This is a genomic window from Streptomyces sp. M2CJ-2 (assembly GCF_016757295.1).
GTDB lineage: Bacteria > Actinomycetota > Actinomycetes > Streptomycetales > Streptomycetaceae > Streptomyces.
Genome location: NZ_JAESIF010000021.1, coordinates 73,252 through 88,848, shown reverse-complemented (window position 1 = coordinate 88,848; position 15,597 = coordinate 73,252). Strand labels below are relative to the sequence as shown.

General features: G+C 70.5%; 13 protein-coding genes and 1 pseudogene. 5 read left to right on the top strand and 9 right to left on the bottom strand.

What is annotated here, in order from left to right:
• Positions 1-57: 57 nt before the first annotated feature.
• The 3 genes from JL475_RS18320 to JL475_RS18310 form a co-directional block, all read right to left on the bottom strand.
• A complete protein-coding gene (locus tag JL475_RS18320; RefSeq protein WP_202278803.1) occupies positions 58-1,107 on the bottom strand; it encodes a BMP family protein in 1,050 nt (349 codons plus the stop codon).
• A 290-nt stretch (positions 1,108-1,397) separates the two neighbouring features.
• Positions 1,398-2,456, bottom strand: a complete 1,059-nt coding sequence (locus JL475_RS18315; protein WP_202278802.1) for a BMP family protein — start codon at positions 2,454-2,456, stop codon at positions 1,398-1,400.
• A gap of 215 nt (positions 2,457-2,671) precedes the next feature.
• Complete coding sequence (locus JL475_RS18310; RefSeq protein WP_202278828.1) at positions 2,672-3,961, bottom strand: amidohydrolase; 1,290 nt, start codon at positions 3,959-3,961, stop codon at positions 2,672-2,674.
• A 397-nt stretch (positions 3,962-4,358) separates the two neighbouring features.
• Here JL475_RS18310 and JL475_RS18305 point away from each other — a divergent pair, with 397 nt between their 5' ends.
• The 3 genes from JL475_RS18305 to JL475_RS18295 all read left to right on the top strand — a co-directional run bounded on the left by JL475_RS18305 (position 4,359) and on the right by JL475_RS18295 (position 6,306).
• Positions 4,359-5,072 (top strand): class I SAM-dependent methyltransferase, encoded by a 714-nt coding sequence (locus JL475_RS18305; protein ID WP_202278801.1) that lies wholly within the window; start codon positions 4,359-4,361, stop codon positions 5,070-5,072.
• Between the two features lie 177 nt (positions 5,073-5,249).
• The gene (locus tag JL475_RS18300; RefSeq protein ID WP_202278800.1) at positions 5,250-5,984 is read left to right on the top strand and encodes a hypothetical protein; all 735 of its coding nucleotides are present in this window, start codon (positions 5,250-5,252) and stop codon (positions 5,982-5,984) included.
• Positions 5,985-6,102: 118 nt separating this feature from the next.
• Entirely contained in the window at positions 6,103-6,306 is a 204-nt protein-coding gene (locus JL475_RS18295) for a hypothetical protein (protein ID WP_202278799.1), read from the top strand.
• Between the two features lie 186 nt (positions 6,307-6,492).
• Here the strand turns inward: JL475_RS18295 and JL475_RS18290 are convergent.
• The 6 genes and pseudogenes from JL475_RS18290 to JL475_RS18265 form a co-directional block, all read right to left on the bottom strand.
• A pseudogene (locus tag JL475_RS18290) lies at positions 6,493-6,570 on the bottom strand (MBL fold metallo-hydrolase); the annotation flags it as partial.
• A 15-nt stretch (positions 6,571-6,585) separates the two neighbouring features.
• Positions 6,586-7,872 (bottom strand): RNA-guided endonuclease TnpB family protein, encoded by a 1,287-nt coding sequence (locus JL475_RS18285; RefSeq protein ID WP_202278798.1) that lies wholly within the window; start codon positions 7,870-7,872, stop codon positions 6,586-6,588.
• Between the two features lie 389 nt (positions 7,873-8,261).
• On the bottom strand, positions 8,262-9,326 hold the full coding sequence (locus JL475_RS18280) for a hypothetical protein (protein ID WP_202278797.1): 1,065 nt from the start codon (positions 9,324-9,326) through the stop codon (positions 8,262-8,264).
• Positions 9,327-9,373: 47 nt separating this feature from the next.
• Positions 9,374-10,312, bottom strand: coding sequence for an N-acetylneuraminate synthase family protein (locus JL475_RS18275; protein WP_202278827.1), 939 nt, complete (start codon positions 10,310-10,312; stop codon positions 9,374-9,376).
• Between the two features lie 21 nt (positions 10,313-10,333).
• Positions 10,334-11,602 carry an N-acylneuraminate cytidylyltransferase gene (locus JL475_RS18270; RefSeq protein ID WP_202278796.1) on the bottom strand — a complete coding sequence of 423 codons (1,269 nt, stop codon included), beginning with the start codon at positions 11,600-11,602 and terminating at the stop codon, positions 10,334-10,336.
• A gap of 32 nt (positions 11,603-11,634) precedes the next feature.
• On the bottom strand, positions 11,635-12,966 hold the full coding sequence (locus JL475_RS18265) for a DUF6716 putative glycosyltransferase (RefSeq protein ID WP_202278795.1): 1,332 nt from the start codon (positions 12,964-12,966) through the stop codon (positions 11,635-11,637).
• A 198-nt stretch (positions 12,967-13,164) separates the two neighbouring features.
• Here JL475_RS18265 and JL475_RS18260 point away from each other — a divergent pair, with 198 nt between their 5' ends.
• A complete protein-coding gene (locus JL475_RS18260; protein WP_202278794.1) occupies positions 13,165-14,145 on the top strand; it encodes a glycosyltransferase family 2 protein in 981 nt (326 codons plus the stop codon).
• Positions 14,142-15,476: an alpha-2,8-polysialyltransferase family protein gene (locus tag JL475_RS18255; RefSeq protein ID WP_202278793.1), complete on the top strand. Its 1,335-nt coding sequence runs from the start codon at positions 14,142-14,144 to the stop codon at positions 15,474-15,476. Before JL475_RS18260 ends, JL475_RS18255 begins: the two co-directional genes overlap by 4 nt.
• Positions 15,477-15,597 lie beyond the last annotated feature (121 nt).

The following is a 15,597-nucleotide window of genomic DNA, read 5'->3' as shown; positions in this document are numbered from 1 at the left end:
GCACCCCGTCGAGCGGTCGCAACCCCAGGGGTTACACGTTGCTCAGGACTTGCGGGCTCAGCTCGACTTGACCTTGATCTCGCCGCTGATGATCTTCTTCTTGGCCGTCTCGAGGACGTCCTGGAGCTTGGCGTTGTCCGCGAACTTCGGGTTCGAGTTCGACAGGCTCACCTCACCCGCCTTCAGATCGCCCCTGAGGATACCGGTCCGGGGACTGCGGTCCTCGACCGACTGTGCCAGCTTGTACACGGACTTGGCGACGTCCTTCATCGCCGAGGTGAGGATCCAGTCCTTGTACTTCGCCAGGGCTTCGTGCTTGTACTGGTCGGAGTCCACACCGATCGCCCACACCTTGTTGGCGGCGGCGGCCTCGATGACACCCTGACCGGACAGACCGGCCGCCGTGTAGACGACGTCGGCCTTCTTCTCGATCTGGCCCTCGGCGGCCGCCTTGCCCTTGTCCGGGCTGGTGAAGCCGCCCTCCTCCGCGGTCTGCGTGAGGAACTGCGAGATGACCTTGACGTCCGGGTTCGTGTCCTTGACACCCTGCTCGAAGCCGGCCCGGAACTTGTGGATCAGCGGGATGTCCACACCGCCCACGAAGCCCACAACATCGGTCTTGGTGGTCTCGGCGGCGGCGACACCGGCCAGGTAGGAGGCCTCCTCCTCGGCGAAGACCAGGTCGGCCACGTTGTCGGCCTCGACCGTGGCGTCGTCCACGATGGCGAAGGTGGTGTCCGGGTACTTCTCCGCGGCGGCCTTCACCGCGGAGGCGTAGAGGTAACCGACCCCGACGACCGGGTCGTACCCCTGCTTGGCCAGCGAGGTCAGCCGCTGCTCCTTGTCCGCGTCGGTCTCGCCGTCGGTGGGCTCGACGTCGGTGACCTTGTAGCCGAACTGCTTCTTGGCCTGCTCCAGGCCCGCGTACGCGGCGTCGTTGAAGGACTGGTCACCCCGGCCGCCGACGTCGTACGCGATGGCGATGCCCTTGTCGCCCTTGGATTCCGACGAGCCGGAAGAGGTCGAGGTACCGCCACAGGCGGAGAGCGTGAGGGCCAGAGAGGCGGTCGCTGCGCCTGCGACCGTGATCCGGGAAAACCGGCGCATGTGTGGTGCTCCTTCGTACAAGCGCCGGAAGATTCGGCTACGGCGCTGCTCGCCGCAGATTAACGCGCGTAGACCTCCCGGGAAAACCCTTCTGTCCACCTTGTTATGGGCCCGTGGCCAATCCCACTTTCTCACCGTTTCACACCGTTGCCGATCACGAACGGAGGGTGGCCGTGCGGGGCGCGGGAGTTGACGCACGGGGGCGGGCACCCACTCGGGTGCCCGCCCCCGTGCTCGACGTGACGGCCGACGCTCTCGTACGGCCGGCCGGTGTCACCGGCTCCTGCCGACTACTCCGACTTGACCTTGATGGAGCCGTCGACGATGCCTTCCTTCGCCTTGGCCACGGCGTCCGTCAGACCCTCGATCTCGGCCATCTTCGGGTTGCTCTCGGAGAGGCCGACGCCGTCCGCCTTCAGGTCGAAGACCTGGGTGCCGGTCCGCGGCTTGCCCTCCTCGACGGACTTGGCGAGGGCGTACACCGAACCATCGACCTCCTTGGTGGCGGAGGTGAGGATGAAGTCCTTGTAGCCGGCGAGGGCTTCCTGCTGGTACTGGTCGGAGTCGACGCCGATCGCCCAGACCTTCGCCTTGGCGGCGGCCTCGATCACGCCCTGCCCGGAGAGACCGGCCGCCTGGTAGACGACGTCGGCCTTCTTCTCGATCTGGCCCTCGGCGGCCGCCTTGCCCTTGTCCGGGCTGGAGAAGCCACCCTCCTCCGCGGTCTGCGTGAGGAACTGCGAGATGACCTTGACCTTCGGGTCGGTGTCCTTGACACCCTGCTCGAAGCCGGCCCGGAACTTGTGGATCAGCGGGATGTCCACACCGCCCACGAAGCCGACCGTCTTCGTCTTGGTGGCCTTGGCGGCGGCGACGCCGGCGAGGTAGGAGGCCTCGTGCTCGGCGAAGACGAGGGAGGCGACGTTCTCGCTCTCGACCACGGAGTCGACGATGCCGAAGGTGGTGTCGGGGTACTTCTCGGCCACGGCCTCCAACGCCGCCGTGTAGGCGAAGCCGACGCCGATGACGGGGTTGTAGCCCTGCTTGGCGAGCGAGGACAGGCGCTGCTCCTTGTCCGCGTCGGTCTCGCCGTCGGTGGGCTCGATGTCGGCGGTCTTGTAGCCGAACTCCTTCTCAGCCTTCTGCAGACCCGCGTAGGCGGCGTCGTTGAAGGACTGGTCGCCTCTGCCGCCGATGTCGTAGGCGATGGCGAGACCGAGGTCTTCCTTGGTGCCGCCCTTGCCGCCCTTGTCGCCACTGTCACTGCTGGTGCCGCCGCAGGCCGTGGCGGCGAGTGCGAGCGACGCGACGCCCACCGCGACGCGAGTCAGTCTGGATATCCGACGCATCTGAAGTTCCCCATTCCGCAAAGCCCCGCATCGGGTGCTCGGTTCGGCGCAGATTAACGCGCGTAGACACTCCTGGGAACGGGGGACCGCGGGGCTGTTATCCATTCGTGCCGCCACTGTGGCACGCGCACCACTCCGCCCCTCCCCGGCGCACGCACGAGCGGAGCACGAGCGGAGCGCAAGGGGGAGCTCAAGTGGAGGGAAACCAGGGGCAGTTACCGCAGGGCGTCCAGCAGGGCGGCAGCGGTGAAGAGTTCGACGCCGACGGTGATGGCGTGCTCGTCGACGTCGAAGTCGCCCTGGTGCAGATCGCGCACGGTGCGCTCGCCCGGAGGGCGGACCCCGAGACGGGCCATGGCGCCGGGGACCCGCTCCAGGTACCAGGAGAAGTCCTCGCCGCCGAGGCTCTGTTCGGTGGTCTCCACGGACTCCGAGCCGCGCCGGGCGATCATGGCGTCCCGCAGGAGCTCGGTGACGCCGTCCTCGTTGACCACCGGAGGGACCCCGCGCACGTAGTTGATCTCCGACTTGGCGCCGTGCAGGTTGGCCACCTCGTCGATCGCGGCGACCACGAGGTCGGGGGCCAGCCGCCAGGTGTCCAGGTCGAGGCAGCGCACGGTGCCGGAGAGTTCGGCGTGCTGCGGGATGACGTTGGGCGCGTGGCCCGACTCGATCCTGCCCCAGGTCACGGCGAGCCCGCTGCGGCTGTCGACCCGCCGGCCCACCAGGGCGGGCACGTCGGTGACGACCCGGGCGGCGGCGGTGACCAGGTCGGTGGTCAGATGCGGCCGGGCGGTGTGGCCGCCGGGGCCGTCGAGGGCGATCTCCAGGCGGTCGCAGGCGGAGGTGATGGGGCCCTGGCGCAGCCCGACCCGCCCGGCGTCGACCCGGGGATCGCAGTGCACGGCGATGATCCGCCCGACCCCGTCGAGCGCGCCGTCCACGATGGCCTCGGAGGCGCCGCCGGGCAGCACCTCCTCCGCGGGCTGGAAGATCAGCCGCACCGGCCGGGGCAGCAGGCCCTGACGGTGCAGTTCGGCGAGGACGAGCCCGGCGCCCAGCACCACGGTGGTGTGCACGTCGTGACCGCAGGCGTGCGCGCGGTCGGGCACGGTGGAGCGGTACGGGCACCCGGTCTTCATGTCGGGGATGGGCAGGCCGTCGATGTCGGCGCGCATGGCGAGTATGCCCGCGTCCGCGCCGATGCCCGCGGGTGCGTCGGTGTCCGTGCCGATGTCCGCGGGCGCGTCGGCGGCGATGCCGGTGCCGTCCGTCACCCCGATGTCACAGATGACGCCGGTTCCGCTGGAGAGTACGCGGGGCGCGAGGCCGGCCCGCTCGAGCCGCTCCTTGATCGCCGCGGTGGTGCGGAACTCCTGGTTGCCGAGCTCGGGGTGCATGTGCAGGTCGCGCCGGAACGCGATGAGCTCGGTGCGCAGCATCTCGGGGAGGGCGCCCGGAAGCACCGCCCCGCCGGGCAGATCGACCTCGGACTCCAGTGACATCAGTTGCTTCACCCTTTGAAGGGTAGGACGCCGGGACGGTCCGCTGCTCCCCGATCAAGAAAAATCAACCCGTCAGGGGAAGAAAAACTGGCGGCCCCGCGCATAGCCGTACATCGGGATGGGTAAACTCGTCGCTCTTGCGCGGAGTATGAGGCCGCCCGGTCCGCCGGTACGTGACATCGGTCACAGCGGCCGTTCCGCTGCGCTTCCGTCGTCGTTCCGCCGTTCTCCGGCACCCGTTTCACCGCACTTCACCTCTCCTCGGTGTACCACGCATCGCCCGGGGCACGCCGACCGGTTCAGGTGACGGACACGGCACCCGCGCCACCGCCGTCGTCCACGCGTACGGGTGAAAGCGTCTCCGGGGCCCCGGGTTCCGCCGATAGGGTGCGGGGCCATGCGTGCCGACCTGCCGGAGTTCCTCCACGCCACCCGCGTCTCCTACGACGCCATCGCCGACGACTACACCGACCGGTTCGCCGACGGACTGGCCGATCTGCCCCTGGAACGCGCCCTGCTCACGGCCTTCGCGGACCTCGCCCGGACCGCCGGGTCGGGCGAGGGGACCACCCGGTTGCCGGTCGCCGACCTCGGCAGCGGTCCCGGACACGTGACCGCACGGCTGCACCGGCTCGGTCTGCCGGTCTTCGGCGTCGACCTCTCACCCCGCATGGTGGCCCTGGCCCGCGCGGCACATCCGGAGCTGCGGTTCCACGTGGGATCGATGACCGCGCTGGACCTGCCGGCCGGGACGCTGGGCGGCATCGTGGCGCTGTACTCGGTCATCCACATCCCGGACGACCACCTCACCGGCCTCTTCGCCGAGTTCCACCGCGTCCTGGCACCGGGCGCCCCGATCCTGCTGGCCTTCCAGTCGGGCGACGAGGACGGCGGCCTGCACCTGGACGAGCGTTTCGGCCACGCCGTCTCCCTGGACTACCACTGGCGCTCCCCCGCCACGGTCATCACCCACCTGGCCGAGGCGGGCCTGGAACTCACCGCCCAGACCCTGCGGGAGCCGACCACCGACGAGAAACGCCCCCGCGCCCTCCTCCTGGCCCGCAGACCGGAGACGCCTTCCAGCGGGTCAACGGGGGCAGGCCCGGCGTGACAGTCGGAAAGGTCCCCGGCCGACGGACACGGTCCGTACCGGACTGCACTCCGCCTATCGCCGTCGGCGCCCCTTGAGGAGAGGTCGAGAAACTCCTCGCCGGCGTCTTCGGGCGTGGGCGGGATGAGCAACAGTCCGATGTCTTACCCGAGGATCGGCCTCTGCTTGGATCTCCACATGACGAACTGGTCTCAGCTCCAGCACGCCTATGGGACCGCGGAAGACATTCCCGGCCTGCTCGACGCCGTCGGCCCGGACCCACAGGATCCGGGCTGGGACGCTCTGGCCTCCCGCCTGTACCACCAGGGCGGCGTCTACTCGGCCAGTTACGCCGCCCTGCCGGAACTGGCGGCGAAGGCCCGCCAGTGGTCACTCGCCGAACGGCGCATGCCGCTCTACCTGGCCGACCAGATCGTGGCCAGTCGCGACATCCGCGCCGAGGTCGTGGATCCCTTCGTCACCCACTCTGCCGACATCACCGAACTGCTGGCGCTGACAGAGGAAGCACTGGACGACCCCGCCCTCGCCGATGACTCCCTGAACTACGTTCAGCTCCTGGCGACCTTGCTCAGCTTCGAGGGGGTCGAAGGCTGGGGCGAGCACCTCGACCAGGTGAACGGAGAGGAGTACGGGGTCCCCTGCCCGGCCTGCTTCTCGGAGAACTTCATCGTCTTCGGAGAGGGCGGCCACTACTCCACCGCCGACGAGATGTACTTCAAGCGGCAGCTGGCTCACACGATCCCGCTCCAGCCTCAGGACCCGGCCACCGCCGACGGGTTGCTCCCCAGGCTCCACGCACGCGTCCTCTCCGATGGGCATCCCGAGGTCGCCGACAAACTCCCCTACCTGTTCGGCCACGCCCACTGCGGTGAACTCTTCAGCATCCCGGAAGCGATCCTCGCCCGCTGGTAGACCAAGCACTTCCCTTGTCCGCCCCCCCTTCTTGAGCTTGGTCTTCAAGGTCTGGCCGGCCTCGAAGGTTGGCCGTATGGGGGCTCGCTTCCGGGAACTCGTTCGGCACAATGATCGTGTGACGAAAAATGAGGACGCCCAAGTACCGTCCAACAGCACAGGGCTTGTTGTAGGCATGCTGATCGGCATCGCAGTCGGGCTCGTGCTCGGGCTGGCCGTCTTCGACAACATGGCGATGGGCCTGGTGCTCGGCAGTGGAGCAGGCGGAGTCCTCGGTATCACTCTTCTTTCGGCACGGCGCTCGCAGCGCCAGTCTTCCTGAGGACTCCACAAGGCTGCTCAGCTTGTTCTTTTGGCTTCCGGCGTCGAACGACATCTCGAATGGGGTCGCTCACCTGGGCGTTTTCCGGACACTGAGGCAGCCTTCGTCTGATCATGTGCTCCGACCAAGGCGCACGTGACCACGACGAAGGCGCTGTCGCCGGTCGTTCACCGGCCCGGGGTCGGCTCAGTGGCCGCAGGCGATCCATTCGGCCAGATGCGGTGCTTCGGCGCCGATCGTGGTGCCGTCGCCGTGTCCGGTTTGACATCCTCCCCCTCCTCAAAGGAAGGGGATTCCAACCTGGGTGGGTCGAGGTTCACGGGCGCTCGAGCGGCCAGTGGCCGCTGTCACCCCTCCGGCACCGGCTGCCCGCCGGGGGCGGGGGATCCCGCCCTGTCCTGCCGCGACGTTGACCGCTGCGTTCTCATCGGCGTTGCAGGTGAACCCGCAGGACACGCAGACGAACTCGGCTTGGCTCTTGCGCGAGTCCTTCTCGATCCATCCGCAGGCGCTGCACCGCAACGAGGTGTAGGGGGCGGGCACGTCCTCGACCCGGCCCGGGGCCTTCTCCCCGGTCCGGCGACGGAGCAGGCCCCAGCCCTGGGCGAGGATCGCCCGGTTCAGCCCGGCCTTCTGCTTAACCTTCCTGCCGGGCTGTGCGACGGTTCCCTTCGCCGAGCGGGTCATGGTCGTGATGTGCAGTTTCTCGAACCGGATCAGACGGCAGGTGCGGGCGAGCATGGTGGAGGTCTTCTCGCACCAGTCCTTGCGCCGGGCCGCCTCCCGCGCCTTGATCCTGGCCACCTTCGCGTACTCGGCGGCCTTGGCCTCGCTGCCCCTGGGAGCGCGGGCCGCCCGGCGCTGGTGCTTGCGGACCCGCGCCCGCTCCCGGGTGGTGAGCTGCGGGCAGTTCAGCCTCCGCCCGTCGGACAGGGCAGCGGTGATCTTCACGCCCCGGTCGATACCGATGACCTTCCCCATGCCGGGCGCGTCGATGGGGTCGGGGATGACGGCGAAGGCGATGTGCCACTGCTGGTTGCGGAAGGTGACCCGGAACGTCTTCGCCTGCGGCAGCTCGGCGCGGGTGAGGCGAAAGCGCACCCAGCCGCAGCCGGGCACCTTCACCCGCGCCCAGCGCCGGTTGAGTTTCTCCACCACCACCGAGCGGCCCATGACCTGCCTGCCCCTGGCGTTCAGCTGCGAGGTGCCGTCCGGATGGAACTGCGGGACCCGGTCGGTGCCGATCACCCGGAAGCCCTCATGCACATGCTTCCTGCGCCAGGTCGGCTCGCCGAACCCGGAAGCGAACCGGGCGTTCTTGGCCCTGGCGAAGTCCTTCAGCGCCTGCTGCTGCACCTCCGCGTTCCCGGCCCGCAGCCAGGCGTTCTCCCGCCGGGCCTCGGTGAGCTGACGGCACTGCTCGGCAAACCCGGGAGCAGGTCTGCGGCCCGGTTTCCAGTGCGCGTGCTGCTCGACGGCCAGGTTCCACACGTACCGGGCGTGCGCGCAGTGCAGCAGCATCCGCTGCTCCTGCGCGGTGGTCGGGTACATCCGGAAACGTGACATGCCGTCCAACGTAGCCCCGCCCCTCGCTCGCCTCTTCGCATCCGGCCGGGCTCACCCGAACGAGCGACCGATCCCGCCACCACTCCCAGCTGCGCACTGCCACACCTGCTTGGAGCCGAACCTGCCGCCTCCTGCGGGACGCCGCGTCGCCCCGCAGGAGGCGGCCATTTTCTGCCCCGCTTCGCGGGAACGGTCATTCCCCCCGGCCCTGAAGGGACCAGGCGCCCTGCCCGACAAGAAAGCTGAACGGGCACGAGCAGGGCCCGGTGGCCGGGGTCCGTGAGGGGCAGTGACCGTTGCCGGCCGGCCGGGCTCCCGCAGAGTCGCCGTGCGCTCTGCGGGCGGTGACGCCGCCGCTCACTTCCAAGTGGGCGGTCGCCGGCATCCGTTCACGCCGTCGCCACCGCCGACAGGCGGTGGACGTCGCGGGCGGTGCCGGTGACGCCTGAGAGGAAGCCCTGGGCGCGGGGGGAGGCGTTCTCGGTGAGCCAGGCGGGGTTGATGTCGCAGACCGCGATGCGCACCTCCGTGCCGGACAGGGCGAGGGGGAGGGTGTGGACGACGGTCGACGGGAAGCTGAGGACGGTGCCGCCGATGGGGCCCCGGCGGGCGATCAGCTCCAGGGGGAGTTCGGGGCGGACGATCTCCAGGCCCGTCTCGACCGCGAGCCGGTGGAGTTTCTCGGTGCTCTCGCGGCGGTGGGCGAAGTAGCGGGTCGCGCCGTGGGTCTTGGCGAGGGAGCGGACGGCCTCCAGGTAGGCGTCGGCGTCCACCACGCCGGTCTCCACCAGGGAGGTGCCCACCATGTCGGCGGTCCTGGTGATGCGGGGCGGGCCGAACCGGGCCCGGGTCCAGGCGAAGGCGTTGGCGCTGACGGTGACTCCGGGCGGGATGTCCGCCACCGGCATCGAGGAGAAGACCTCCACCCGGCGCCGGCCGCCCGGGGTGAGCCTGCGCCGGGCGACGCCGGACACCGGGGCGAGGAGGAGGTCCCGGGGGCCGCGCCGGCCGCCCTTGCGGTGCCAGCGCACCAGGCGTTCGCCGCGAGCGAGTTGGCCGACGAACTCCATGGTCGCCGTGCCGTCGTCGACGACGACGAGGTCGCGGGCCCGGGTGATCGTCAGCAGGAGCTGTACGTACCGGGAGAAGGGGTCCCCGAGGATGACGCGGTCGGCCCGGCGCAGCGGGCCGGCCAGGCCGGCGATGGTCTGGAAGGGTGCGCCGGCTCCGCCGCGCGCCTCCTCCCAGCGGACCTCGTGGCCCTCCTCGCGGGCCAGTTCGGACATGCGGCGCAACTGGCCGCGGGTCATGGGGTCGACGGGGGACAGCACCACGAGGGTGAGCCCCGCGCCGGGCGCATGCGCGTGCGCCCACTCCAGCACGTTCAGCAGCTGTACCGGGCTCTCGACGAAGGCGAGAGTGTGGGAGCCGGCGTTCCCGGCGCGGGGGCTCATCGACGTACGACCGTTCCCGTCGTCAAGGGGATGGTGGGTGGGGAGGGTCAGACGGTCAGCGGCTCGCCGGCGGCCGCGGCGATCTCCGCCTCGGCGACGACGCCGGGGACCCGGCGGAGCTTCTTCATCGGGCCCAGCTCGGACTCGTAGACCTTCTTGACACCGTCGCCGAGGGAGGCCTCGATGGTGCGGATGTCGCGGACGAGGCGGGTCAGGCCCTGCGGCTCGACGGACGCGGCCTGGTCGGAGCCCCACATGGCGCGGTCCAGGGTGATGTGGCGCTCGACGAAGGTGGCGCCGAGGGCGACCGCGGCCAGGGTGGTCTGCAGGCCGGTCTCGTGGCCGGAGTAGCCGATCGGGACGTTCGGGAACTCCTGCTGGAGGGTGTTGATCATCCGCAGGTTCAGCTCCTCCGCCTTCGCCGGGTAGGTGGAGGTGGCGTGGCAGAGCAGGATGTTCTCGCTGCCCAGGACCTCGACCGCGTGGCGGATCTGCTTCGGGGTGGACATGCCGGTGGAGAGGATGATCGTGCGGCCGGTGGCGCGCAGGGCGCGCAGCAGCTCGTCGTCGGTGAGGGAGGCCGAGGCGACCTTGTGGGCGGGGACGTCGAACTTCTCCAGGAAGGCGACGGCCTCGGTGTCCCACGGGGAGGCGAACCAGTCGATGCCCTTCTTCTTGCAGTAGGCGTCGATCTGGCCGTACTCCTCCTCGCCGAACTCCACGCGGTGGCGGTAGTCGATGTACGTCATCCGGCCCCAGGGGGTGTCGCGCTCGATGTCCCACTGGTCGCGCGGGGTGCAGATCTCGGGCGTGCGCTTCTGGAACTTGACGGCGTCGCAGCCGGCTTCCGCGGCGGCGTCGATCAGCTTGAACGCGTTCTCGATGTCGCCGTTGTGGTTGATGCCGATCTCACCGGTGACGTACACGGGGCGGCCGGGGCCGGCCTCGCGGGTACCGAAGCGGCGGATGCGGGAGCTGGGGTTCACGGTGCTCATGACGGTGTTTCCTTACTTGGGGAGGGAATCGAGAGAGGGGCCGAGGATCCAGCCGGCGATCTCCCGGACGGCGCCGTCGCCACCGGGGAGGGTGGTGACCGCGCGTGCGGCGCCGCGCACGACGTCGTGGGCGCTCGCGACCGCCACGGGCCAGCCCACGAGGGCGAAGCACGGGAGGTCATTGACGTCGTTGCCGACGTAGAGCACGCGCTCGGGCGCGATGCCCTGTTCCTCGCACCACTGCTTCAGTGCGAGGTCCTTGCGGTCGACGCCGTGCAGCACGGGGAGCTTGAGCTTGCGTGCGCGGGCGGCGACGACCGGGTTCTGTTCCGTGGACAGGATCAGCATCTTCAGTCCGCTCCTGCGCAGGGCGGCGATGCCGAGTCCGTCGCCGCGGTGCACGGCGACGAATTCCTGTCCGTCGGAGTCGATCAGCACCCTGTCGTCGGTCTGGGTGCCGTCGAAGTCGAGGACGACCGCGTCGATGTCCTCCGCGGTCGGGAGGGCGTCCGGCCGGCCCGCGTCGAAGAGCGGGGCGAGGGCGCGGGCGCGGGCGAGGTCGTGCGGGTCGTCGATCTCCAGGACCCGCGCGGGGTCGGTGCGGACGAGTTCGGTCCGGCCGAAGAAGCGGTGCTTGTGCTCGCGGAAGCCTGTCGCGTCCATCGCGTAGGCGGCGCCGGTCTCCAGGAGGTCCTGGGGGCGGTCCTGGCGGCGGGGGCGGAACGACTTGTCGTGGTTGACGCCGAATCCGCCGCTGCCGGCGTCCGGTCGGGTGTCCGCCGGCGTCGCGTCCGTCGAGTCCGTCGCGTCGCGCCAGACGAAGCCGTGGAAGGGAGCCACGGTCACCGCCGTGTCGGCGCCCTGCTCGGCGACCGCGCCGGCCACCCCGTCTATGTCCTCGCGGACCAGGAAGGGGCTGGTGCACTGGACGAGCAGGACGACGTCCACCGGGGCGCCGTGCAGGGCCTCGTGGGCGTCCATGGCGTGCAGGACGGCGGCCTCGGAGGTGGCGAGGTCGCCCGCGATGGCGGCGGGGCGCAGCACGATCTCGGCGCCGGCCTGCCGGGCGGCGGCGGCGATGGCCTGGTCGTCGGTGGAGACGACGACGTCCGTGACGTGGCGCGCGGCCCGGCACTCGCGGACGGCGCGGACCACCAGGGGTACGCCGCCGACCGGTGCGAGGTTCTTCGCGGGCACGCCCTTGGAGCCGCCGCGTGCGGGGATCACGGCGAGCACCCGGCGTACCGGTACACCGCTTCGGCCCGCTTGCGGTTCGGTCATGGGATCAGCTCCTCGAGCAGGAAGGGAGGCGGTCACAGTTCGCCCATCCGACGGACCACCGGGGCCACCCGCTGGACGCCGTGCCGGTAGGCGCCGCGCGCCGCGCGGCGCACGATCTGCCGGACCGGTCCGGGCTCCTTGTCGGCGGCGGGGGCGCCGGGCAGCGGGGTGCCGTCCGGGCCGAGGTGGTGGCGGGCGAGCAGGCCGGGCAGATAGCCGGGCGCGGTGACGGACGTGTAGTAGGGGGCCAGCGGCGGCAGGCCGCCGGGGCGGTCGAGCAGTTCGGCGACGCGTTCGCGGGCGGCGTCGAAGGCGGTGGCGTACGAGCCTCCCGTCGCGACGCCCTGCCGGGACACCCACTCCTCGTCGGGCACGGGCCGGTGCCCGGCGTCGAGCTGGTCCCAGGAAGCGAGGCAGCCGGAGCCGACGAAGTGGTGGTTGCCGAGCGCCTCGCGCACCCCGAGGTCGGTGAGGACGACGGTCGGGATGCGCCGGTGCAGGGACTCCAGGGCGGCCGTGGAGCTGATCGTGACCAGCAGGTCGGTGCGGTCCAGCACCTCGCCCATGTGCCCGTACACCAGGCGGAAGTTGGACGGCGGGTCGAACCGCTGGGCCAGCTTCTGGTACGGCAGTTCCTCGATGTGCGTGGTGTGCTCGCCCGGCTTGGAGCGGAGCTTGAGCAGCACCTCGCGCTCGGGGTGCCGGCGGGCGTGCTCGATCAGCCGGTTCAGCAGGTAGGTGCGGTCCTTGCGGCTCTCCGGGACGGAGGGCTGGGCGGCGAAGACGACCGTGTAGGGGTCGTGTTCCCCTTCCCCGGGGTGGGCGGCGCCGCCGAGGAAGGGCAGCGCGACCTCGGTCACCGAGCCGGCGTCGGCGCCCACTCCTTCGTACACGGCGCGGAAACGGTCCGCGTCCTGGCGGGAGTTGGCGAGGACGAGGTCGGCTCCGTGGCGCAGCAGCAGGCCGTCGGCGAGCTTCTCGTAGACGACGCCCACGTATCCGGTGACCACGACGGGCCGCTTCGGCCGGCCGTCGGGGCCGTCCTGCCAGACCCGCCCGAGTCCGTGCAGCATCGCCTGGACCCCGCCGCCGACCAGGGCGAGGACCAGGACGTCGTACGGCTCCTCCCGCATGGCGTGCAGGAACTGGACCGCGGTCACCTCGTGGAGGGCGTCCGCCCGGACGCCGACCTCTTCGAGCTGACGGGCGGTGGGAGTCGCACGGCCCCGCAGGAGATAACCGTCCAGCCGGATGTCCGAATTCTCCGGGGCGATGCGGTTCGCGGTGAGCGCGCCCCATTTCCACCGGGTGTCGGAATCCGCGAGGACGGCGACTCGCAGGGTCTTCGTTGCACTTACTGGCACGACGAAGACGCTAGGAAGCAATTTCTAGTAGCGGCCCAACCCGAATCCAACAAATGGTTAACAGAAGATCGCCGAATGCCGAATCAGCCCGCCCGATGCCCGGAAAAATGTTCGCTTCACTGCTTCGACACGCGTCGTTCATCACGTATCAAGGTGTGGGTAAAGCAGGATGACGGGCCGCCGCCTAGCGTCGCCGACGTGCTCAAGCTCTCCGTCATCGTGCCGTTCTACAACGTGCGCCCATACGCCCCCGATGCCCTGCGGAGTCTGCGTGCCAACGCGCGGGACGACTTCGAGTTCATTCTCGTCGACGACTGCTCGACCGACGGGACCGCGGATCTCCTCGCGCGCGCGGAGCGTGAACTGCCGGGGGCGGTGCTGGTGAGACACGAACGGAACGGCGGGCTCGCGACCGCCCGCAACACCGGCATCGACCGGGCCCGCGGCGAGTACCTGACCTTCCTGGACGGCGACGACTGGCTGGCGCCGGGCCACTACGCCCGGCTGGTCTCCGCGATCGAGAAGCTGGACTGCGACTTCGTCCGCACCGACCATGTGCAGTGCACGGCGCGGGCCCGCACCGTGCACCGCGTCCCGCACGGCCGGCGCAACGTGCCGCTCAGCCCGCGCGACGCGATCCTCCCCGCCCACCGGACCACCTCCGTCGACTACGCCTACGCCTGGGCGGGCGTCTACCACCGCAGGCTCGTCGAACGGGGCCTGCTGCACTTCACCGACGGACTGCGCACCGCCGAGGACCGGCCCTGGATCTGGAAGCTGCACCGGGAGGCGGAGTCCTTCGCGGTGACCAGCCTGCTCGGGGTGTTCTACCGGCGCGGTGTCTCCTCGTCGCTGACCCAGATCGGCGACGCCCGGCAGCTCGATTTCATTCGCGCGTTCGACCAGGTGGTCGAGGAGACCGCGCGGGATTCCGAGGCGGCGAGGCTGCTGCCGAAGGCCGTGCGCACCTACTGCGCCATCATTTCCCACCATCTGGGATCCATCGAAAGGTTCGAGCCATCCGTGGCCCGGAAACTGAAGGACATGGGCACCGCCGCGCTGCGGCGCATGCCGCAGGACGTACTCGACGACGCACTCGACTCGATGGACACCGAGCGCGCCACCCGGCTGCGCCGACTGCGCCGCCGTCCGGTGCCGGCCTCGGAGGTCGCCGCGTGACCACTCAGATCTTCATGGCGTCGACCCTCTACGGAGCGGCCACCCTCGCCGCCGCCCTGGACTCGGGCTGCTTCGCCCCGGCCGGCCGGCGGATCCTGCTGGTCTCCAACAACGCGACGACGCCCGAGACGACGCCCGCCGTGGACGAGATGCCCGGGTTCGAGCACCTGCGGTCCCGGTTCGACGACGTGCTGTCGTGGAACGAGGCCGTCTTCCCGTTCCACCCCGGCAACTGGGCGCCGCGCCTCGAGGACGTGCCCCTGTGGGAGCGCCATCTGCGGCTGCTGTGGAACCTGGGTGACGACGACGTGGCGCTCGCCGTGGAGTCCATCCAGGTCAACCCGGCGCTCGGAGTGGCGCAGATCTTCGTCGACGCGCCCGTCACCGTCTACGCGGACGGTCTGATGAGTTACGGCCCCACCCGCAACAAGATCGACCCGCTGGTCGGCACCCGGGTGGAGCGGCTGCTCCACCTCGACCTGGTGCCGGGGCTCGAGCCGCTGCTGCTCACCGAGTTCGGGGTGGCGCCGGAGGTGGTGGCGACCCCGGCGTTCACCAAGGTGCTGGCCGAGCTGGTCGACATCGACGCCGAGTTGCCCGACGTGACGGAGCCCGCGCTGCTGCTGGGCCAGTACCTGTCCGCGCTGGACATCCTCTCCGCCGAGGAGGAGGAGAACCTGCATGTGCGGATGCTGAAGGGCGCGGTGCACCTCGGTCACAGCCGGGTGGTGTTCAAACCGCACCCCACGGCCCCGGCGCGCTTCGTCCGCACCCTGGAGGAGGAGGCCGAACGGCTCGGCGTCGACCTCACGGTGGTGGACACCCCGGTCCTGGCCGAGGTGCTGTACCAGCGGATGCGCCCGGCCCTGGTCGTCGGCTGCTTCTCCACGGCCCTGCTGACCGCGTCCGCCCTGTACGGCCTGCCGGTCGCCCGGGTCGGCACGGACACCCTGCTGGACCGGCTGACGCCCTATGAGAACAGCAACCGGATCCCGGTCACCATCGTCGACGCGCTGCTGCCGGCGCCGACGGACACGGCGGCGGTCGCCGAGCGGCGCGGGGCCGTGGACACCGACACGCTCGGCGACCTGGTCCGCACCGTCGGCTTCGCGATGCAGCCGAGGATCCTCCGGGAGCTGCGGCCGCAGGCCGAGCGCTACCTGTCCACCCGGCTGGACGGCGGCACCCGGCGGTACTTCAAGAAGCGGCGGCTCACCTCGCTGGGCCTGCCCGGCGGCGTTCCGCAGCGCCTGGCGTTCCTGCGGCACAACGCGACGGCACGCAGAGTGGTGCGGCGTGCGCGGGCCGTCCGGCGCGCGGTCAAGCGGTGAGGAACGACGTGCGGCCGGGCGGCGAGGACCGGTCGGCTGTCCGAAGGGCAGTGTTCACCGTCCATCCGCCGGAAAGCCACCCGCGGCTCGTGACAGTGGGGCACATTCGGCCTCCGATCCG

Coding starts and splice junctions, on each gene's coding strand:
- JL475_RS18270 (WP_202278796.1), bottom strand. CDS start 11,602: ATGACCGAACCGCAAGCGGGCCGAAGCGGTGTACCGGTACGCCGGGTG.
- JL475_RS18315 (WP_202278802.1), bottom strand. CDS start 2,456: ATGCGTCGGATATCCAGACTGACTCGCGTCGCGGTGGGCGTCGCGTCG.
- JL475_RS18300 (WP_202278800.1), top strand. CDS start 5,250: ATGACGAACTGGTCTCAGCTCCAGCACGCCTATGGGACCGCGGAAGAC.
- JL475_RS18310 (WP_202278828.1), bottom strand. CDS start 3,961: ATGTCACTGGAGTCCGAGGTCGATCTGCCCGGCGGGGCGGTGCTTCCG.
- JL475_RS18280 (WP_202278797.1), bottom strand. CDS start 9,326: ATGAGCCCCCGCGCCGGGAACGCCGGCTCCCACACTCTCGCCTTCGTC.
- JL475_RS18285 (WP_202278798.1), bottom strand. CDS start 7,872: ATGTCACGTTTCCGGATGTACCCGACCACCGCGCAGGAGCAGCGGATG.
- JL475_RS18305 (WP_202278801.1), top strand. CDS start 4,359: ATGCGTGCCGACCTGCCGGAGTTCCTCCACGCCACCCGCGTCTCCTAC.
- JL475_RS18320 (WP_202278803.1), bottom strand. CDS start 1,107: ATGCGCCGGTTTTCCCGGATCACGGTCGCAGGCGCAGCGACCGCCTCT.